The organism is Paenimyroides ceti (assembly GCF_030409925.1).
This window is the reverse complement of sequence record NZ_JAUFQU010000001.1, coordinates 1,279,483-1,300,661: the sequence shown is the minus strand read 5'-3', so window position 1 is coordinate 1,300,661 and position 21,179 is coordinate 1,279,483. Positions and strand designations below refer to the sequence as shown.

The 21,179-nt window shown below is 41.8% G+C and carries 19 protein-coding genes; 5 read left to right on the top strand and 14 right to left on the bottom strand.

Annotated elements, in window-relative coordinates:
• Positions 1-51: 51 nt before the first annotated feature.
• The 3 genes from QW060_RS06245 to QW060_RS06235 are packed head-to-tail and all read right to left on the bottom strand — an operon-like array spanning position 52 to position 1,803.
• Entirely contained in the window at positions 52-555 is a 504-nt protein-coding gene (locus QW060_RS06245; RefSeq protein WP_290362785.1) for a hypothetical protein, read from the bottom strand.
• Positions 555-1,034 carry a hypothetical protein gene (locus tag QW060_RS06240; RefSeq protein ID WP_290362784.1) on the bottom strand — a complete coding sequence of 160 codons (480 nt, stop codon included), beginning with the start codon at positions 1,032-1,034 and terminating at the stop codon, positions 555-557. Before QW060_RS06240 ends, QW060_RS06245 begins: the two co-directional genes overlap by 1 nt.
• Position 1,035: 1 nt before the next feature.
• Positions 1,036-1,803, bottom strand: a complete 768-nt coding sequence (locus QW060_RS06235; RefSeq protein ID WP_290362783.1) for an MBL fold metallo-hydrolase — start codon at positions 1,801-1,803, stop codon at positions 1,036-1,038.
• An 80-nt stretch (positions 1,804-1,883) separates the two neighbouring features.
• Between QW060_RS06235 and QW060_RS06230 the strand changes: the two genes are divergently transcribed.
• Together QW060_RS06230 and QW060_RS06225 are read left to right on the top strand one after the other, a co-directional pair.
• The gene (locus tag QW060_RS06230) at positions 1,884-3,329 is read left to right on the top strand and encodes a TonB-dependent receptor (RefSeq protein WP_290362782.1); all 1,446 of its coding nucleotides are present in this window, start codon (positions 1,884-1,886) and stop codon (positions 3,327-3,329) included.
• A gap of 192 nt (positions 3,330-3,521) precedes the next feature.
• Positions 3,522-4,433, top strand: coding sequence for a DUF4476 domain-containing protein (locus QW060_RS06225; RefSeq protein WP_290362781.1), 912 nt, complete (start codon positions 3,522-3,524; stop codon positions 4,431-4,433).
• A 64-nt stretch (positions 4,434-4,497) separates the two neighbouring features.
• Here QW060_RS06225 and QW060_RS06220 read toward each other — a convergent pair whose 3' ends face one another.
• The 6 genes from QW060_RS06220 to QW060_RS06195 form a co-directional block, all read right to left on the bottom strand.
• A complete protein-coding gene (locus QW060_RS06220) occupies positions 4,498-5,064 on the bottom strand; it encodes an AAA family ATPase (protein WP_290362780.1) in 567 nt (188 codons plus the stop codon).
• A 9-nt stretch (positions 5,065-5,073) separates the two neighbouring features.
• Positions 5,074-5,544, bottom strand: coding sequence for a GNAT family N-acetyltransferase (locus tag QW060_RS06215; RefSeq protein ID WP_290362779.1), 471 nt, complete (start codon positions 5,542-5,544; stop codon positions 5,074-5,076).
• A 173-nt stretch (positions 5,545-5,717) separates the two neighbouring features.
• Entirely contained in the window at positions 5,718-6,161 is a 444-nt protein-coding gene (locus QW060_RS06210) for a carboxymuconolactone decarboxylase family protein (RefSeq protein ID WP_290362778.1), read from the bottom strand.
• A 983-nt stretch (positions 6,162-7,144) separates the two neighbouring features.
• A complete protein-coding gene (locus QW060_RS06205) occupies positions 7,145-8,245 on the bottom strand; it encodes an adenylate/guanylate cyclase domain-containing protein (protein ID WP_290362777.1) in 1,101 nt (366 codons plus the stop codon).
• 19 nt (positions 8,246-8,264) lie between these two features.
• On the bottom strand, positions 8,265-9,251 hold the full coding sequence (locus QW060_RS06200) for a hypothetical protein (protein WP_290362776.1): 987 nt from the start codon (positions 9,249-9,251) through the stop codon (positions 8,265-8,267).
• Positions 9,244-9,450, bottom strand: coding sequence for a hypothetical protein (locus QW060_RS06195; RefSeq protein ID WP_290362775.1), 207 nt, complete (start codon positions 9,448-9,450; stop codon positions 9,244-9,246). The genes QW060_RS06200 and QW060_RS06195 overlap by 8 nt, the downstream gene beginning before the upstream one ends.
• 197 nt (positions 9,451-9,647) lie before the next feature.
• On the opposite strand from QW060_RS06195, the gene QW060_RS06190 reads away from it, so the two are divergent.
• Entirely contained in the window at positions 9,648-9,812 is a 165-nt protein-coding gene (locus QW060_RS06190) for a hypothetical protein (RefSeq protein ID WP_290362774.1), read from the top strand.
• Between the two features lie 57 nt (positions 9,813-9,869).
• Here QW060_RS06190 and QW060_RS06185 read toward each other — a convergent pair whose 3' ends face one another.
• From QW060_RS06185 to QW060_RS06165, 5 genes are all read right to left on the bottom strand, one after another.
• Positions 9,870-10,934 (bottom strand): AI-2E family transporter, encoded by a 1,065-nt coding sequence (locus QW060_RS06185; RefSeq protein WP_290362773.1) that lies wholly within the window; start codon positions 10,932-10,934, stop codon positions 9,870-9,872.
• A 184-nt stretch (positions 10,935-11,118) separates the two neighbouring features.
• On the bottom strand, positions 11,119-13,653 hold the full coding sequence (locus QW060_RS06180; RefSeq protein WP_290362772.1) for a glycoside hydrolase family 2 TIM barrel-domain containing protein: 2,535 nt from the start codon (positions 13,651-13,653) through the stop codon (positions 11,119-11,121).
• A gap of 70 nt (positions 13,654-13,723) precedes the next feature.
• The gene (locus tag QW060_RS06175) at positions 13,724-14,473 is read right to left on the bottom strand and encodes an SDR family NAD(P)-dependent oxidoreductase (protein ID WP_290362771.1); all 750 of its coding nucleotides are present in this window, start codon (positions 14,471-14,473) and stop codon (positions 13,724-13,726) included.
• A gap of 273 nt (positions 14,474-14,746) precedes the next feature.
• Positions 14,747-15,601: an alpha/beta hydrolase gene (locus tag QW060_RS06170; protein WP_290362770.1), complete on the bottom strand. Its 855-nt coding sequence runs from the start codon at positions 15,599-15,601 to the stop codon at positions 14,747-14,749.
• Positions 15,602-15,667: 66 nt separating this feature from the next.
• Positions 15,668-19,000: a glycosyl hydrolase gene (locus QW060_RS06165; protein ID WP_290362769.1), complete on the bottom strand. Its 3,333-nt coding sequence runs from the start codon at positions 18,998-19,000 to the stop codon at positions 15,668-15,670.
• Positions 19,001-19,264: 264 nt separating this feature from the next.
• Between QW060_RS06165 and QW060_RS06160 the strand changes: the two genes are divergently transcribed.
• Both QW060_RS06160 and QW060_RS06155 read left to right on the top strand, forming a co-directional pair.
• The gene (locus QW060_RS06160; protein ID WP_290362768.1) at positions 19,265-20,338 is read left to right on the top strand and encodes a sensor histidine kinase; all 1,074 of its coding nucleotides are present in this window, start codon (positions 19,265-19,267) and stop codon (positions 20,336-20,338) included.
• A gap of 6 nt (positions 20,339-20,344) precedes the next feature.
• On the top strand, positions 20,345-21,061 hold the full coding sequence (locus QW060_RS06155; protein WP_290364707.1) for a LytR/AlgR family response regulator transcription factor: 717 nt from the start codon (positions 20,345-20,347) through the stop codon (positions 21,059-21,061).
• Positions 21,062-21,179 lie beyond the last annotated feature (118 nt).

Sequence of the window (21,179 nt, the reverse complement as noted above, 5' to 3'; positions counted from 1 at the left end):
AAAATACCCCTTACATTTTGATGTAAGGGGTATTTTCTTTTAAATATAACTTTATTGTAAATTCAAATATTCTTCTTCCTGATCATCTGCCGGATCAATATTTTTTAATCCGCCTTTTGGCGCTTCAAACCTGATAACGTCATCTACCGCCAGGGTGTATTTTTTAGCATCTAATTTATATTGCTCATTAGCATATATATCCTCTTCTTTTTTTTCTAAAACGATTCCTGAATCATTTTGAGGCAGAAATATTTCCGCTTTGGTTTTCTCTTTATCAAAAACAACAAAAGCACTGATAACAGAAGAATTTTCATCTTCCTGCAAATCATTAATCGGATTCAGACGATATCCTTCTTCAAAAACACGAATACAATTCTGGGTAACCTCACTCCACGTATAACCTGCAGAAACTATACATCCGTGTTCATCTTTCTCCCCCCCCATCAATTCATTGATCTGATCATCCGCTTTTTCAGTTACGTCATTTTGCTTGAAAATTTTATCACAGGATACCATTGAAAGTATCACAAGTGACAGGTAGCCTATTTTTTTCATTAGTAAACAGTATTTGATATGGTTTTAAATTCCGTAAACTTATTAGGATCAAAAGTGTATTCCACAAGCATTTCACCCGTATAAGTATCATTATAATAATCTAAAATAATCCATTTATGATTAAGAACCGAAGCTTTGTGCACAATTGTTTTACTTCCGTCAGAAGCAACCGGTAATAAAGGATTTCCGCCTTCCTGAGTATTCAGTATGGTAAGATCATGCAATACTTTCTGCATGGCTTCATCATATTTATATTCCTTAAAGGTTTTTTGGGCATTTTCATTTTCATCAATAGAGAAATAACTCGCTTCATCATACATATTTTTGTACAATTTTAAAGAATCTTTTAGCTGAGTCGTTTTTGTTTTTGTCTGTGCAAGCTCCGTTTCCTGAGATTTTAATATCTTGGAATCGTTTACATATAAAAATACATTGATGAGCAATGAGAATACAAATAAGTATAAAAAAACATTTTTCATTTTATAGATGTAGTTGTAAGTTATCGTATGCCAAATATACGTTTTTTGGAAGTTGTTTTTCAATTATTTCATGAAAACCTAACTGATAGCTTATATGGGTTATATAGGCTTCCTTTGGATTTATACGCCGTATATAGTCCAGCGCGGTCTGTAAATTATTGTGTGTAGGGTGCTCTTCTATGCGTAATGCATTGATAACCAAAACGTCTAAATCCTTTAATTTATTCAAACTTTCTTGTGTAAGTGTTTTTACATCCGTCAGATACGCAAAACGATCCATACGGTACCCCAGAATAGGCAGGTCACCATGCATGACCAATATCGGTTCTATCTTTTTTGAATTGATAAAAAAAGTACTGTTTTCGTCGATTTCATTTGCATGAACTGCGGGAGCTCCGGGATAGCGGTTTTCTTTCTGAAATACATAATCAAATCTGCGCTCAAGACTTTGAAGAACCCTTTTTTGAGCATAGATGGGCATTGCACCTCCTTTTTGAAAACAGAAAGGTCTGATATCATCTAATCCGGCAATATGATCTGAATGTTCATGGGTAAAGACTATCGCATCAATATGAGGGCATTCAGACGTCAGCATCTGCTGTCTGAAATCGGGTCCGCAATCGATCTGAATAATGGTTTCATCCCATTCTACAAACAAAGAAGTCCGCAGTCTTTTGTCTTTCGGATTTGTGCTTAAACACACCGGATCTTTACTCAGAATCACCGGAACACCCTGTGAAGTACCTGTGCCCAGAAAATATATTCTCAATGTTTTTTTTACAAAAATACTATTTTATCCCTTCAAAATCCATATATTTAAGGCATATTATACATTACTTAATTTTTTATATGAAAGCATTTGAAAATGATTTAGTTTTAGAAGGAGACCGAATTATTGAACACAAACCTGCCATCTCTGACAAAGCACTTCGTTTAAATCTGAACAAAAATATTTACGGTACATTTTCTGAAATCGGAGCCGGACAGGAAACCGTCCGACATTTTTTCAGAGCCGGAGGATCTTCAAGAACCATTGCCAAAGCAATGTCTGCTTATGATAAACAATTTAGTGATGCTATATATTCAGTAGAAAATGACGGCAGATATGTGACCGAAAGCCGTTTGAAAAAGATGCTGGAACACGAATGTCTTCTTATGGAAGAACGATTAACCCGTGAAGAACATCCGCAACGTATTTATTTTAGTTATGCCAATACAGTGGCAACTATTGATTTTGCAAAAAAATTTAAAGGACACGGGTGGGTCGGCATCCGCTTTCAAACAGAACCTGACGGAGATTATAATGAAATTATTCTCCACATCCAATTCAAGGAAACCGATTCACGCCTGCAACAACAAACATTAGGTGTTTTAGGAGTTAACCTTATTTACGGAGCGTTTTATCAAAACAACGATCCTAAAAAACTGATCAGCCAATTGTATGATCACCTAGATAAAGATCAGCTCGATATTGATACTATAAACTTCTCAGGACCAATTTTCAAGAATGTTGATAACCGGCTTATGAGCCTTTATCTTGTTAAAAACGGAATGGCTGAAGCCGTTATGTTTGGTCCGCATGGAAAAAACATTTTGCCAGCCAATACGCTTTTCAGAAAGAATATCTTATTACTGAGAGGAAGCTTTCGCCCTGTAACGATTGTAAACATGAATATGTACAAAAAATCATTGGATATTTTTGTAAAACACAATCAGGTTGCCAAAGAAGATACCAGCATTATATTTGAGATCACACTCAACAATCTTTTGACAGAAGGCGATCTCAATGAACAGGATTTTTTAGACCGTGCCGAATTGCTTTGTCATTTGGGACAAACGGTGATGATTTCTAATTTTAAAGAATATTATAAAGTAGTTGAATACTGCTCTCAATATTCTAAAGAAAAAATAGGTTTAACAATCGGTGTAAGTAATCTTATCGATATATTTGATTCTAAATACTATAACAACCTAAGCGGAGGTGTTTTTGAAGCACTCGGTAAACTTTTTAACCGTGACCTTCAGGTGTATCTGTACCCTATGTTTAATGAGGATAATGAAGTCGTTACTTCAAAAAATCTGATGCTAAACGAAGCCCATCTGCAACCTATCTATCAATATTTTCTTGATAATAAACAGATTATTGATATTGATACCTATGAAGAAAAAAATCTGAAAATATTTTCGAGAAATGTATTGCGTATGATTCAGCACAACGAATCTGATTGGGAAGTTTTTCTGCCTGAAGGAGTAGCGGATATTATCAAAACCAAGAAGCTATTTCAAAAACAATAAAAGTTATAAAATACTTTTTTAATGTAAAGCTGCTCAGATGAGCAGCTTTTTTTTGCTTCTCTTCATTATAAAAATAGTAGTAGGCACTAATGTTCTAAAAATATATTTTTAGGGACTCTGCTATTTTTCAAAAAAAGAGTAGTTTTGGCACGATTCGTGAAATAGGCGATTTATATCTAAAATTTAATAATTGTGAAAAAACTACTTACTATCGCAGCCATTTTTACCGGCATCATATCGTTTGCTCAGGAAGCTGGAAAAACGGGAGAACTTCTAAAAAATGAAGCGAACAGCAGAGAAATGCAGGTTCAGAGAACCGATTCTTTTCAAAAAACAAATTCCAGAGACCAGAAAGGAAACGATAAAAATACCAATACCACTTCCGGTTACAGAAATCCGTCCCGAAATACAGGAACTGAAAGAAATAATCAACGATACAACTGGAATCAGAATTATGGTTATTCCGAAGTTTTTTTAAGAATTCCTGAATATGGCTATTTCACTGTTGAGATCGGGAATCAGTCAATTACCAATGATTCCGGAAAATTCCGTTTTTTTGATCTGAGTTCCGGAAGAATGCCTATTTCTATTTATGAAAATGGATATCTTATATACCGTACCCAGCTCAACGTAAGAAATGATAACCGTGTGGTACTTGATTTCTTTACCAATTATGGATTATACCTGTTGGATTCGTATCCGGTACGCGGACAGATGTATGGTTTTAATGAATGGGATGATGTATGGAATAATCCGTATGCCAACGGAAACGGACACGGAAATTGGGAGTCAGGCAATAATTATGCTTCTAAGGTAATGGACAGCCGTACCTTTGATAATTTTTTGCGCACAATGGATAAAACAGCCAGTTTTGATAAAGATAAAGTAGCGTTTATCAATCAGCAAAGTACGCTGAATTATTTTACCTCCAAACAAATCAAAACACTATTGGATGTCTTCAGTTTTGATGAACAACGATTGCAAGCCGCAAAAATTCTGTATCCGAGATGTACTGACGTTACCAATTTTTATATTGTTTACGAATCTTTTGATTTCGATAAAGGCAAAAAAGAATTGATGAACTATATATCGGGATTACGATAGAGCAACCTGATTTACCCATACTAAAAGCCCGGATTATATCCGGGCTTTTATTTATTCACTTTTATTATTTTTTCTGAGACTGTATCTGTGAAAGTATAAACTTTTTTCGCTCACTGACGCTACCTTTTGGAACGATAACGATTTCATAGCCATACCTTATATAGGTTTCCTTCATCTTATCAAAGGTGGCTTCCGCTTCTTTCCAGGTTTGTTTTCTCTCTGTATCCGTTGTATATATTTCTTTCCACGGGGGTAAAATAAATACTTTTGGATGATAGGCATGATTCACAACCAACTCATCAATTTCCTTAGTTATTTCAAGTCCTTCCATATTTCTATAGCATACAGTGTCCGGAATGCCTCTGTCAAAAAAAAGAATCTCATCGGCTTTTGCTAAGGCTACTTTTCTATAGGTATTTAGAGACGCTTCTAACATAAGATCGGCATACAGGTGTTTGTCTTTCCACGGAAGTCCGTTTCCGTCTGTTGCAAGTTGCTGTTGAATGATAGCACGGGCATCTTCAGGTATTACCTTATATCCTTCTTTCTTTAGCTCTTCTAAAAGAGTTGTTTTTCCGACACCGGGACCTCCGGTGATAATATACCAGTTGTTGTAGTTATTGTTCTCCATTAATTTCTGTTATGCTGAAATCGTTTCTTTGTAAACCATTGCATATAAGTCGAATCCGTCTGCCCAATAATTTTTCACTACATCGGCAAGTTCAAAGCCTTGTTTTTCATAAAACCGATAAGCAAGCTGTGAAGTACGTACTGTAATTTTTTGCACACTTTCTATTTTCTTCAATACTTCAATCCGATATTTTGTCAACAGTGATCCAAACGATTTTCCCTGATAATCAGGATGTAAAATATCCCAGCTCAATTTGCCGATGGTTTTATTTTCTACGAAATTAATCCCTCCGCACCCAACTATCATTCCATCAGAAACAACTACATAATACAGTTCAATTTCATGTGCTAAATAATGCTGTAAATCAGCTTCTTCTTCAGCAGCAAAATATTTCGGTGTGTTTAATTTTAAAAGATGGAGTATGTTTTCTTTGTCTTCTTCAGTATAAGCCCGGATATGGGTATCTTGTAGTGGTTTCATACAGCGGTTCAATGAAAAAATTTATGATGGGTAAACAATTATTCTAATGCATACCTCAAAGATAGTACAGGCAAGCTATTGAAACAAAGGTCAATAAAAATAAGACTTTTCTGTCAATTGACAAAAAAGTCTTTATGGAGAAATATATCCTGCTCTTTTTTAGAAAAGAAAAACTATTCTTTAGGCACCTCCAATTGCGTGCTTATCGCAATTCGATTCCAGGCATTTATCGTTACAGCAGCCATTATGATTTGTGCTACATATTCTTTATCAAAAATACTGATCGCTTTGTCATACATTTTTTGGGATACTCCATGTTGATGAATCAGAGTTATTTCCTCTGTAATACCCAACACTATTTTCTCTTCTTCTGTAAATAATGCAGTCTCTTTCCATGCATTTAACAGAAAAATACGCTGTGCCGTTTCCCCATTTTTCATGGCATCTTTTGTATGCATATCAATACAGAAAGCGCAGCCGTTGATTTGTGAAGCACGTATTTTTATCAATTCTTTGTGTATGGGTGATAAACGGGTCGTTTGTAAATAGTTTTCCAATCCGTACATCGCTTTATACGCCTGAGGCTGTAGTTCAAGAATATTCAGTCTTTTTTCCATTTTTTTATATTTTAAATTAAATAACCTTTAACAAAGTAAAATTGCAATTATTTTTTTCAAAAAAAAATTATAAAGAGCTAAAGTAGCTCATATAGAATAGTTTATAAACCCTGTTATTGTCGGAGGTAATGATTTGGTAATGGTACTAATTGCATTCATTTTCTCCCAATTTCCTTGTAAATCTTTTACAAAAGTACAAAAAATTAAATTTATACTGTCGCCTTACCCTTTTTAGGAAATTGCTAAATTCATAAGACCATCATTAATGTTGGCTGTCTCGAGGAAGAATTCTTCCCCGAAATGGTTTTTGTATTACCTTGGCGGCATATCCACGATGGATGATTGGAGATTCCTTGTATTGTAATCCTACATTCATTTTTGAGCAGTGCCCTTGTTAAGCAGTATGTTTTTTGGGCCTCCATAGCATTTCAATAAGTAATAAAACATTATGTTCTCGTTTTTATGAAAAGCCATATAACTATAAAATAGTTAATAATTAACCGAATGAAGAAGCCCCTTTACGAAATTCACTTATTGTAGTTATATGTTTCTCACTGAATTTGAAGGATAACAAAAAATATTAGATCGTGCTTTAGACTGATGAAGCTTATGCTAGAGATCTTTTCTGAAGTGAAATGAGGGAATATCAAAATCCAAGAAATTACTAGGTCTGAATATTCGGAATAAAAATCAGTGCAGCAATTCCTCACAGTCGAAACCTAGTCCCTGAACAATCGCTATAATATCTGTTCGTTTAAAGAAACTCCCTTCGACCCTCAGAACATTATCACAGTCTTCTACGTCAATGGTGAAAATAAAGTTCGAATACTTTTCGTGTAAAGTTTCAATTACCCCTCTCGCAGTATCCTTATTCGATATGTTTGTTTTAAAAACTACTATCATATGTATTATCTGTAAATTTATATAGAAGATTGATATCGTTACTCTGGTTCATATATTTAATGTATTGTAAATAACATAAGTTATCTGCTATTGAAGGTTTTATCTAACATTTCTACATAATAAATTTCCGTTTTTTCATTTTTCCCCTTCAGAAAAATACTGTCGATCATTTCCGCATAAAATGTATTGTTACCCGTTATCCATTCTGCCACATTTACTGATACTAAAAGATTCTTACCGACCTTGTCGCAATGATTTAGGATGCGTGCACATGTGTTGAGTATATCACCATGATATACGATATCTTTTTTTACCGTATGGATTTCTGTGGCGGTGACGGTCCCGGTATGTATTGATGCCTTAAATGACGGCAACATGCCAAATTCCTCTTGGAAATCTGTTTCATTCTTTTTCAATCTGTCCAGAAAATCATAGAAAAGGTATATAGGTGCCAATGATTTTTTTGCCTTTTCCGAGTTCCAGAAAAGAACAGCTTCATCACCTACAAACTGATAGACTTGCGCATCATAGCTGACCATACTCTCTGCAAGTATCTGAAAACACTTCTGTACAAAATGACTATACTTAAGATGACCGATCTGTTCAGCTATCTGAGTAGAAGAAGACATATCAATAAAAATAAACGTAAGGTCTTCTTCCACTGGTCTGTGATATTTTCCAAACAAAGCACCCGTAATTGCTTTTGGTCCCAAATAATCTGCAACAGTTTTGGCCATATTCATAAAAATGCTAAAGCCCATACTATAGACAAAAAGGGATAGAAATGAACCCGATGTCAAATAAACGGCGAGTTGACCCATAAGCTCATCAACATTACGGTTTTGCACTATAAACAGCGTAAAAACTAAAAAAACGGATATGGATACAATAACAATCACCAATGAGATGAAGGTGTATTTATAGAGTATAAACTTACCAAACGCAAAACGTTGTAATCGCGGGAAAATCGTGAAATCCAGATAGGCGAATCCAATAGCGATAAAAATCCCCGTATAAACCGACATTGGCCAGACCGCTTTCCTAGTTTCTTCGTCAAGGTGTACGAATTCATTCATCCCTGCAGTTTTTACGAAAACAAAAAGGACCATTCCTGCCGCATAAATGCCGATGAGAATAACGGAGTATAAACGCTTGTCCTTGGTAAGATATAATAGCCCCATTTTCAAGGTTTTAGTATAATTACTTATTTTTCATTCCAAACGGATTGAATGACACCCCGAGGTTTAAATAAAAAGAAGACTGCGGCCTGATATCCAGGACATAGTTGTTAAAATTCTCGTTCTTTTCAAAAACCCTGCCCGTTGGGATGCTTTTTATACCTGATTTTATCGTGCCTATGAACGATGCTCCAAAGTTGTGTTCATACATCACGCCCGAGTTGATTTCCATCTGCTGGTATTGGTATCGTTTCGAAGTCCCATAGAGATCATAAAGATAAAAAGTGGTCCCATCCAGCTCACTTCCGATGGAAAACCGTCCGTTTTTAAGCACTCCTTTTCGCATATAGATCCTCTGCGGTAGGATAATATCGGCCATCCATCCGTTTTTGAATTTATGTTCATAAGAAAATGAAGGAAGCACCGGTATGAGTGCGGTCGGGTCGATCATGGCTACCAACCCCACGGTCAACTTGGTCTGGGCATTTGCTTTTAATACCAATGTTCCAGTGGCAATTCCCTTCACCCGTTCAAAATGCTTTTCACTTCCTTCCCCTAAAATAGTTCCGGAATAAATAAAAGGTTTTCCAAAAAGTTTTGAGACTCTGGCTACATTCAGACCGACAGAATAATAATGATAATCATTGTCATTGTCCTGTGCGCCCGAAAAGGGATTGGTACTTCCAGAAGAAAACGAACTGTATCGGTAGTTGACCGTTGTCCCGAAAATCCAGCTGTTTTTTGTGAACAGTGTTGTATTGGCATTTACCCTTAGCTGGTTTACACCTTTAACCTTGTTATCCGGCAATTTACTACCCCTCAATTTGGATGAATATTCATAAGGTGCCTGATAATTGTACTCAATGTTAAGTGCACGTGTAGAAGGGAATTTATCTGTTGCATACTGCACGACCTTTTGCGGAATACTGTCTTTCTGCGTTTGCGCTTGGGATAGAGCGGACCAACATAGGAATACTGTTAAAAGGCTTGTTCTTGGATATTTATACATATCTATTTAAGTTTGTTATCTGTCTTTCAAAAAAGTTAAAATGAAAAATCTCCTCGTATAATGAAGAAAGACCATGTTCTTTAATAAGGGCGTGTACCGACGGCAAATCAGCGCCTCTTTCTTCAATAAATACCAACCAGAGTTTATCCAGATGCTGCTCTGCGCTGAATGTCCTGAGTGAAGGGGTGTCTGCTGCCAACCCGTCGGAAAATGATCCATGTAATATTGGGGGACCATAGAAAAGAAGGCCTATCCTATGGCCAGTCTCATCCAGTAGAATGTTGATTTTGTATTGCAGGCACTCAACAATACTCAGGGACTTTTCGTAACATTCGACAAAACGGTGTACATCTACCACCTGCATCAACTTATCTTCCTGAATTTCTCCGTCGGAAGATGATATTTCCATTTTTTCAACCCAGGATAGGAAGTCTGTTGAATTCATTTGCACATAACTTTAAGCAAATGAATAAATTTTGGGAATACCTTTTTTTGGTTTTATACCAACCCTATTTATTATTATACCAAATCCACAAAAAAGTTAAAAGACAGCAAACGTAAATTGTATTAAACGAAGATTTGTGAAACTTAACCCAACACGTTCTAACTCAAAAGTTGTCACTTGGAATTGTCTTTCACTAATGATGAAACGTCATCTGATGAGGTACTGTCTGTGTGCGGTTGTAGTATGTCGGAACCGGGGACCTGATTTCCCATCCTTTCTTCCCATTCAAAATTTTCCGGCAGCTCATCCCCGATGAGATATCCCCAGGGTTCCAACCTTTCTATACGGTCAAAAACCACTTTCATGATCGCTATGAGGGGTATAGCCAGAAACATCCCCGAAATCCCTGCCAGCGTACCTCCGATAATAATGCCAACAATGGACACTATCGCATTGATCTGAACCTTTGAATTGACTATCATGGGACTGAGTATGTTGTTATCGATAAGCTGGACAATCAGGTTAACGGCTGTAACATATAAAATAATAGACAGTTCCACATTGCCTGTCAATGCGACCAGGATGCTTATCACCAGTGCGATCATGACCCCCACATAGGGTATCAGGTTAAGGAGGCCTGTTATAAGGCCGAGCATCAGCGCGTATTCAAGTCCTATGATAGCAAAGCCAATGGCCGAAAGAGCCGATACGCCGATCATTTCCAGCAGAAGGCCCCAAATGTAGCCCTGAACCGAGCGCTTTATCATCGATAAGATTTCTTTTAGTCTTTGCTGCTCCCGGGACCTAAAAAGTTTGGATAAAAATTTCACCAGATGAACCCTGTATAACAGGAACAGGAATACATAAACCGGTACGAGAAAAAAATTCATAAGAGAATCGGTAAAAGAGCTCAGTACGTTACCTAAAATCTGTTTTCCGCTTTCCGCCAGGTCCGTTGCCGTGTGCGCCACAATCTCGTCCTGCCGAGCCCTACTGACGTTCAGGTAAACACTTAGTTTATCCTGTATGTTGCTGTAGTGAACCATCAGATTGCGTTTTATCGCATCGATGTCGTTAACCATATCGGTTACCTGCAGATAAATAAAATAAAACAGACCGATCCCGGCCAGTACAAAAAGTGCAACTGTCATTCCGATGGAAAGCAGGTTGGGAAACTTTAACCTGTTTTTAAAAAAGATGGCAACGGGCTGCAATAAAATCGAGAATAGAAGTGCCATGAGCAGGGGGATCAATATATTTTGTCCATAGTATAGGATCAGTGTAATACATATTATTCCCACAAGTCCCAATATGATGTTTGAATAGACCGTAGGTCTGCGGGGCTTACCCATATCTTTAGTTTAGGTTATTTGTTTTTATTTAATGTCCATCTGCAGGACACTAGACAGATGGGCATAACTGTTACTCTTTGATCAATATCTGTATGCGTCCCTCGCTGATATTGTCTGCTGAAGCTTTTAATGTGACCAATCCTTTCTTTCCATTGGGACGTATGATCGCCTGGGCCCGTCCTTTCCAGCTTGCAACGGTAGTGCTGTTCACACTTTCCATGTCCACCGGATTGCCGTTGCCCGTTGCAGCCAGTTCACCTTCACCGCTCAATGAAAATTTGAACTTGATGCCATCTGTAGGCACCAAAAGCCCATTCTGATCCACTACCTCAACCTTTATAAATGAGAGATCATTCCGGTCCGGCCTGATCTCGCTCCTGTCAGCTGTCAGCCTGACGGCTACAGGCCGTCCCGCCGACCTGAGCGTTCTGCTTCCTATTTCCTTACCTTTTGAATAGGCGGTTGCCTTGAGCTCTCCGGCCTGATAAGGGACCTGAAATGCAGCAATGAACTCTGATCTGTCTGATACAGGACTTTCCCCAATGAGCTTGCCGTTCAGCTCCAGCTTCACGCGGTCGCCCTTTGTAAAGACCCTGACCTGAAGTTTTTTTCCTTCGCTGCCCTGCCACGTCCAGCTCGGCCATTCATCCGGCCATCCCCAGTCGGTGGTCTGTTCCAGCATACCATCCGCAATGGGAGCATGTACAAGCATTTCGACAGGACTATTGTCCCACAGGACATCCCTGTAGTACATTGGCGGTTTTTTCTCACCGGTGATATCCAGATCGCCGCTTCCCGAGACAAATACCGCAGGCAACTTTACGGGGGCGGCCGCAAAGCTAGCGATGACATCCATCGGAACACCTTCGTTTACCATATCGGTAATACTTTTTTCCTTCGGCGCATTGATAGATACGTATTTGGTATTCCCGGCATTGGCCTCCCCTAGATAATCCATCGCCGTCCAGACGAAGTCCCCTATCACGTAGGGTAGCCGGTCGGATTTCTCCCAGTACTGATAAGCTTTCAATGGGTAGGATTCACTCCCGTACATCACTCGTTGCGGGTATTTTTTGTGGTCGGATTCATACTTATGGCTTTTATAATTATATCCTACCACGTCCAGCAGTCCCATATGCCCCGCCTGCTCATCCCAGTGGTCTTTGCCGCTGAATATCCCTTTCATGTCGTTCATGCCTTCGGTCACCGGCCTTGAGGGGTCCAGGGAGCGTACCTTGGCCGCAAGGTTTTGGGCGATACGGAATCCCGAGGTATCTGCAGCTTCCATGATCTCATTACCTATACTCCACATGACGACGGAGGGGTGGTTGCGGTTCGTTGAGATCCATTCCTCAACATCTTTTTCCCAGTGGTCCCTAAAAAACAGGTGATAGCCCTGTGGCATGAACTTTTCACGCTCCCAGACATCGTAGAGTTCATCAATAACCAGCATGCCCAGCCTGTCGCACACTTCCAGCAGGTAAGGGGAAGAGGGATTGTGGCTTAGACGGATGGCATTGTAGCCGTTTGCCTTAAGAAGCTCGATCTTACGTTCTTCGGCCCGGTCCAGTGCAACAGCTCCCAACAGACCATTGTCGTGGTGGATGGATCCGCCTTTGAGCTTTATCTTCTTTCCGTTGATCCTAAAACCACTTTGCGCATCGATCTGGATGGTACGGATCCCGAACGCCTGCTCGATACGGTCTTCATTTTCATCCTCGGCATTGATGGCAATAAGGGCCGTATAGCGATAAGGCCGGTCGGGTGACCATAATTGCGGGCGTTCAATTTCTATGGATTGGCGGAGAGCGGCCGGATGGCCTGTGGACACCTGAAGGTTCGTGCGTGAATATCCGACTTTCTGTCCCGAACTGTCAAGTATCGTCACCGAACAATCGACTTCCTTATTTTCCTTGCCCCTGTTGAGCAGGGTGGCCGTTATGTCGACAACCGCCTTTCCCCCGTCTACCACCGAAGGGTTTACAAATACACTTTTGGGTGCTATATGGACCGGATCGGCAAGGGTAAGCCAGGTATGCCTGTAAATACCCGAACCGGAATACCAGCGGGCAGTGAATCCTTCGTTGCTAACCCTTATAGCGACCATATTGGGTTGCCCTGCCGGATTTAAATAAGCTGAAATGTCATACCAAAAAGAGGTATATCCGTTGGGATGATTGCCGACATGCTTTCCGTTTACCCATACATCGGCATCCATATAGACCCCGTCAAACTGCAGGTAGGCGATTTTATTACTGGAAGATCTGTCCAGGGTAAAATTTTTACGGTACCATCCCGTACCGCCAACGGTAAATCCGGTGCCTGTTTTACCCACAGAACTGCCGGAAAACGGACCGATCAGACTATCCGAATTCTTGTCGGTAAGCTTTTCGATGCTCCAGTCATGGGGAAGGTCCAGGCTTCTCCATCCGGAATCATCAAAATCGGGATCCTGGGCATTCGCGGGATCCGCTTTGATAAAGCGCCACGCGCTGTCGAAAGAGTGTTTTGACCCGGTGCCATCCTTTTTCTCCCGCACCGAGCAGGAGAGTGTAAGCGTGCATATGATGGCTATCAGGTATAGATTGGAACTGTTTTTTTTCATGTCGTAAAAATTGATGGAACGAACTTCCGGTTAAAGGGTCTGTAGATCATCCGGGTGTATTTCCGGTATCCTATTTTGCTGTCCAGCCCCCATCTACGGGCAGTTCGATGCCGGTAATGTAAGAGGACTCATCGGAAGCAAGGAAAAGTGCTGCATTGGCAATATCCTGCGATGATCCATAGGTCCCCATGGGGATCCTTCCCAAAAAATAGGGCTGATATTCCGGTGAGGTCAGGAAGGGTTCACTCATTGCGGTCAGGATATTTCCGGGAACGAGGGCATTTACCCTGATCTTGCGAACAGCATAATCGACTGCCGCAGCTCTTGAAATGGCCGATACCGCCCCCTTGGAGGCCGTATATGCTCCTGCTCCGGCAGTTCCCGTTATGGCAGCAATGGAGGACAGGTTGATGATACTGCCCCCGGTTTCCGGCATATGGGGCAGTACCGCCTGCATGCCCAGCATCACGCTGTTCAGGTTGATGGCATAGACCTTTCTCCATAGCTCTTCGCTCTGCAGTTCAAAGGGCTGGCTGGCGGAAATTCCGGCATTGTTGACCAGGATATCTATTTTTCCGAATGTGCCCACTACTGTTGCCACAACATGCCCGAACCAGTTTTCCCTGCTCGATACGTCATGTACCAATCCTATTGCTTCATGCCCTTCGGCCTGGATGTTGTCAATAATTTCAGCCAGCTTATCTCCCTGGATGTCGGTAGCGATCACTTTCGCACCTTCTCTGGCAAAAGTATGGGCAATGGCCTCCCCAATGCCCGAAGCCGCTCCTGTAACGATGGCTACTTTGTTTTTCAGTCTCATGATTATCTTTTTTTAGTTAATACTGTTTTTAAATCGATCCGCACATGGCACAGCTGATGAGAACCTCATTTCCGTCCACGACTTCTTTCCTGTCCCAGTAACCGGTTAAAATCGCAGGAAACACCAGCGCAAATACAAAACCTTTTCCCATATTATAATTTTTTAATGTTTTTCGTTCTTCTCACGTCAGCTGACACATCGCTTTAATTAATTGTAGCTGGACATGTATTTCGGTCCGTATTGTCGAAGTTAATACCACTGGCATCGATGGTGCTATACTTTGTGAAGTTGTTGCAGCCAGTCATAGAAACGTTCGATCCAGCTGTTTACCGGAAGATGACTATCCACAATTCCGAAACCGTGCCCTCCTCTGGCATAGCCGTGAAACTCTGCTGGTCTTTTAGCATTTATCCATGAGGAGTACAGAGCTGAACACTGAGGTGCGAGCGCAAGATCATCAGCGGTAGCAACACAGATAAAAATAGGTGGGGCATCCTCCCTTACATTATTCTGTTTTATATTTCCGATATAGGGGTAAATGGCTGCCAGAAAATCCGGACGGGCATCCTTGTCACTAGCGTGTCCGACACCTAGGGCAAGGGTACCACCAGCGGAAAACCCCATGAAACCAATACGTGCAGGGTCCAGTTTATACCGAGAGGCATTTCCCCTTACATATTGCACCGCCTTTTTGCCATCAGCCACTGCCATCCTGCGTATACTTTCAGTAATACGCGCAAAGGTTTCCGGGTCCGCCAGTTTAGGCAGCACTTCCTGTATGGGGTCTTGTGTGGATGAACGCATCAGGCGGTATTTTAATACAAAGACTGCGATCCCTTTGCTGTTGAGCCATTGGGCCACGGCAGTTCCCTCGCTTTCGAAAGAAAGGTACTGAAATCCTCCCCCCGGAGCTATGATCACAGCAGTCCCGTCAGTAGCCTCCTCATCAGCGCCGTAATAGGTCAAGGTGGGTACCGCCACATCATACACCGCAGGCATCTGTAAGATATTGTCCCTGCTTTCTTTCTCCCTCCAGTCCCAATCTTCTGAACCCGGTGCCTCACCGTCGTAAAGCCGGATCACTGTTGGGTCGATTCTAGGGAATAATTTTGATTTATCTGTTTTCATTCTGAAAAATTTTAGTATCGCAATTGCTTTATTGGCTCTGGCACAACTGAATTCTCAGCAACCTGTTTACTTAACGGAAATCAGTTTCACTGGTCCCAATAACCCCGAGGGAACTAATTTTGAGCCTGCCTGATAAAAGGGCATGGTCGTATAGGTAATTTTATGCTCCACATCCGGCTGGGCATCACCGATCAGCCGGTTTACCCATAGGTTGGTCACACGTATCTCTATCTTGTTTTTACCGGGTTTCAGTACATCGGTCACGTTTACCCTGAAGGGTTTCTTCCAAACAATGCCCAGGTTTTTACCATTGACGATGACCTCGGCCAGATTTTTCACCTCTCCCAGTTCCATCCAGACCTGCGCACCTTTTATCCGTTGTTTTCTGTTGAAATTGATATCCCGGGTGTAGGTTGCCGTTCCCGAGAAATAGGCGATGCCTTTATCGGGGTTTTCGGTGAAAGAGGCCAGCGTATCGAAAGTGGCACTTGCGGGAGCCCCTCTATCTTGCTGAAAGCCGACCTTCCATGGCCCTTCGACCGTGCTAAGCAAGGTCTCTGTTTTTATGGGCAGTTTAAGACTTTGCTGTTGGGAGTGCGACCGGAACACGATAAAGACGGCATCGTTGGGCGCCAGCTCCATGGATACAACGGTCCTGTCATTGGAAATGGAATAGGATGCCTGTTCAGACCTGCCTGTTTCGGCACGCCATATCTCGGGTGTTTTTCCTTCTATGCGAAAATCCAGCGCAACCTGTAGGGCTTCGCTGCTACGGCTATTTACCCAATAGATATCGGCATCTGCCATTTTGCGATGGACATACAGAAGCTGTGCATCCTTTGGAAGTGGCGAATACCTGAAATCGGGCTGTATTTCCAAAGAGGCAAGTACCTCTGATGAAGTTTTACCTTCCATTACCCTTTTATTTCCAGAATTCCATATCTCGCTGACCAGTTTGTCGAACTCCTGCCTGTCATCGGCTAGGCTAGGCGTCATTTCGGGCCTCGTGCCTCCGATCACCGCACCGTCCTTTACCAGCTGCGCAATTTTTCTCAGTGCCGGCAATGACAGTTTTTTAGTGCTCCCGTCCAGCATCAGCACCTGATAGTTCATTCCTGATGGTGTTTTAAGACTTCCGTCTTTGAAGGTCAATAGATTGACGAGTGCATCCGTGTTGATGAAATCATAACTGTATCCTTCAGGTATATCGGGTAGTTTGCCGCCAAAAAGATTGGTGATGTTATTGTCCTCTCCGTAGAGATAGGCGATATCCGCAACAAATTTACCCTGCTGTAACATGTATGAGCTGCGGGCCAGATAATCGGTCCATGGTCTGGCCTGTTCTGCCCAGGTTTCATTACGGTTGAACCATTGTCCGAACGGACCCAGGCCGAGACCGGGGATCTTATCATCAACTGGTTGATGGACAGAGGTATGGATTACAAAACGGTTCAGGCCATTTGCCATCGCAAAATCCGCGATAGGTTTCAGTGTTTCCGGCGAATAGGACCAGGGTGCATCCCCTATCCCAAGGGTGGAAAATGATTCTGCTGCCACAAGGTTCTGTCCATAGATATGTGCAACCGATGCGGACTCCCGCAGGTCAGCCTGATAACGGGTCAAATTATTTCCGTTCATCATACCCGGCATCCAGATGGCACCCATGGGAACAGCGGCAGTACGTTTAACTTCCATGCCATCCGCCACCAATGCCCTGCCGCTTTCGTGCGATTCGGAATATCGCTTCATTCCTCTCTCGGCAAGGATCGTGGTCAATAAGTCGTAATGGTTTTCTGCGACCAGTTCACTGAGCGTTTTTCTAAAATCCCAGAGAAACTGTTCACTCTGTTGAGCACTGTTCACTATTTTACCTGTGAGTACAGGCATCCAGGAAAGCATACTGTACCCCCTGCGTTTTTCAAACTCCTGCATCATATCCCTTGTCCAGTTTTCCGGACCTGCTTCCCAGCTGTCTGTAACCATATACCGGATACCCTTTTCTCCGATCAGTCCGGCCGAAGCATCCTTGTACTGGTCCAGGTAATTCTCGAAATAGCTCCTTACGGCACGCGGGTCCAGTTTGTCCACCTCCAGACCCGTCGCCTCAGGTACTGTCGGACCATTGTGTTGCCCGGTCAGCGAATAACCGAAACGCACGACCTTCCACCTTCCTTTGGACGGTGTCCAATCCAGTTTGCCATCTGAGTCCATTTTGTCTGTTATATCGATGATGTCCGTGAGTGGTATGGCTTCATTGGTGTCCGTTCTTGTCCATGGATGTTTTTCGCTGTACGCGGCAAATCCGGCCTTTTCCTCAAAACGGTCGATAACGGCATGGGGATGAAGGACGATCTCAGCGATCTCTGTTCCTTTGGGTACCTCAGCTTTTATGTTGCTCCCTCCCAGCACGCTCCCGAAGTCTGGCGGTGCTACCGGATTCTTGAACGTTATCCTGAAATATTTTGCCTTTGTAACGGGTATGGATAGGGTCTGCTGCTGTACATCCCCGGCAGGGATGAAGCATACCTGCCTGAAATTGACCCCGTCATCACTGGCCTGAAAACTGCGGTCTTCTTCCTTTTGCCCATAAAGACCGTGCGGTCCCTTATCGCCGCCACCCACAATGGTCAGCGCCTTGATGGTCTGCGGAGCTGAAAAACTGAACTGTATCCATGCCGATCCTTCTTTTGGAACGGAAGGAAGCAATCCTGAGGTGGCCAGGTCGCCGTCTGTCAATTGATCCAGTGAGAAATGTCCTCCGCTGGAAGTGATCGCCGGGGCGAGTTCCCTGAAGGACACATGGGTGTCCGGCAACCGGTAGGCTATGACGGCAATATCCTGATAGAAGGTGGGTAGTGCTGTTGCCTTACCGCCGCCTACGATATCTTGCTGCACGGGGATGTTCTGGAAGATGCCCGTTGTCACCGGAGGTTTAGGTAAGTTGCCTATAAACGGCCTGCCGGCCTGCACAGTCGTTTCGGACCATACATATTTTTTCATCCCGTCCTCTGGCTGCACCCAGGGGCCTCCGCTCTCACTCCATCCGGGCGATCCGGCGATGGCCATTTCAAGATTTAGCGAATCGGCTAACCTGGCGGTCAGTTTCATTGCCTTTTTCCATTCCGGACTCATATAGACCAACCGATGGTCTACAATTTGTGGCGTTACCAATGCCGCATCAAAATTCTGGAAACCACCTATACCCGAACGCTGCATCCACAGCAGATCTTTACGGATCCCCTGTTCGGAAATATTGCCATTCATCCAGTGCCACCACACACGGGCCCTTGAAGATTGTGGCGGGCTCACAAAATTATTCTGAAGACTGTCTCCCGGATGCGTCTGTCCCGATACCGGGAAAGCTGAGCACACCATAAAAGCAGAAGCGGACCATAACATTATTTTTCGTATCATATGTCTATATTATCCTAATTTGCTGCTACATAACAATAATGCAGACAGAAGTTTATACAAAGGACGTTATAATCAAAGGATCATTGCTGAATATTATACCAACCCATGTTTTTTTTAGACAAACTTCCTTGACATAAAAATTTTGTATAAAAAATATAGCGGTTCGTATAATTTGAATAGTTTGTGGCAAACTAGATGGCTATCTTTGTTTAGAATAAAAATATCATATCAGCATAACATAGATTATAAATGGAAGACCTATCGGAAAATTATAGTAACAGACAGCTCATCAATATCCTGGTGGATAAACGTTATCGTCTATTGCGCCACGCTATCCTGCTGATTGGATTTCTTGGTCTACTATTTTACACCGTGAATCTTTCTTCAGAATATTCCGGGATATATAGGTACTATAGCCTACTGTCCATATACATCACATTTATCCTGATGTTCTATATCAATATGTATGTGCTGATACCAGCTTTTTTCTTCCGTGCAAAATATATGCTGTACCTGTTGGCACTTATGGTGATGATCATACTGGGACTTTATAATCTAACTTTCATTTCGAATAGTCTGCTCGCACCTTTTAGAGTGCAGGATCATCACAAGATATCCGATAATATTGGCAATCTTGTTTGGTTCATTATCGTGTACGCAGTGATCTTAGTTACAACAACGATAAAGTTATTTCAAAAATGGACATCTGACCGGGATAGAATAGTAGAATTGAAGGATCTTACACTGCACATGGAGCTTAATGAACTCAAAAACCAGATCAATACCCATTTCCTGTTCAATATGCTCAATAATGTCAATGTGCTCATCAAAAACAATCCGGATAAGGCATCGATGATCATCCATAAACTTTCTGAATTTCTACGGTACCAACTTTATGAAAACAGCGGCGAAAAGACACTATTATCGGCTGAAGTCAGGTTCTTGTCCAACTTCCTTAATCTTGAAAAGATCAGAAGAGACAATTTTCAGTTTACCATAGAAACGGACCCGGCCCGTTTAAGCAGTATTTTCCTGCCTCCCAATCTGTTCACGACCTTTGTGGAGAATGCCCTGAAACATAGTGTTGACCTTTCCGGAGCAGAAACCTATGTGAATGTGCATATCCGGATTGATAAAGGCAGGCTGTTTTTCAGGTGCTGCAATTCCAGAAGCGAGGATTATAACGCTTCCGTTACTGCCAACGGCGGTCTTGGGCTGGCAAACATAAAAAGAAGACTGGAGCTATTATATAAAGAACAATATAGTCTTGAAATCAGTTCTTCGGAGAAAGAATATACCGTTAATTTAATTATTCCTGTATGAAATGTTATAGTTGTAGATGACGAACCTCTGGCAAGGGAAGGAATCATATCCTTAAGCAGGGAGATTCCCCATATCGATATACTCGGCGAGTTCTCCAATGCTGTGTCGGCACTGGATTTTATCAAGAACAATGAGGTAGACCTCGTTTTTTTGGATATCCAGATGCCCAAAGTGTCCGGTCTTGAATTTGCCGAACAGATACCTGAACAGACATTGGTGATCTTTACCACGGCGTATTCCCAATATGCGCTTAGGAGTTACGAGTTGGAAGCCATAGACTACCTGTTGAAACCTATTGAGAGAGAAAGACTGACAAAAGCCGTTGATAAAGCAATGGTCTATAAAAAGTTCCTGCTTCCCGAGACCTTAAAAAATACGGTTGAAGGGAACAGTAAAGAATTTATCCTCATAAAAGCGGACAGGCGTTATTATAAAATAAACTTCCCCGACATCTTATTCATTGAGGGTCTGAAAGACTATGTCGTGATCCATACCAAAGAAAAAAAGTTAATCACGGCAATGAACATTAAAACAATACATCAAAAGATTGACCTGCCCAATTTTATCCGTGTAAGCAAATCGTACATTGTTAATGGGAACCACATTGATTCATTTGATCACCAGACTATTTACCTGGGTGAAAATGAAATACCGATAGGGGATGTCTACAAAAAAGACTTTTACTTAGAATATGAGAAACAGATATTAAAGGCAAATCTGTGAGTTAAGCATCCAATGCTCCAGCAGGGTACAATTAAGCTGGAAGCTGAAAATCCAAAATAGAGATTTTTCCTTAAAACAGCCACTTCCATATTTTAGACAGAACAAATGCTGTCATAAA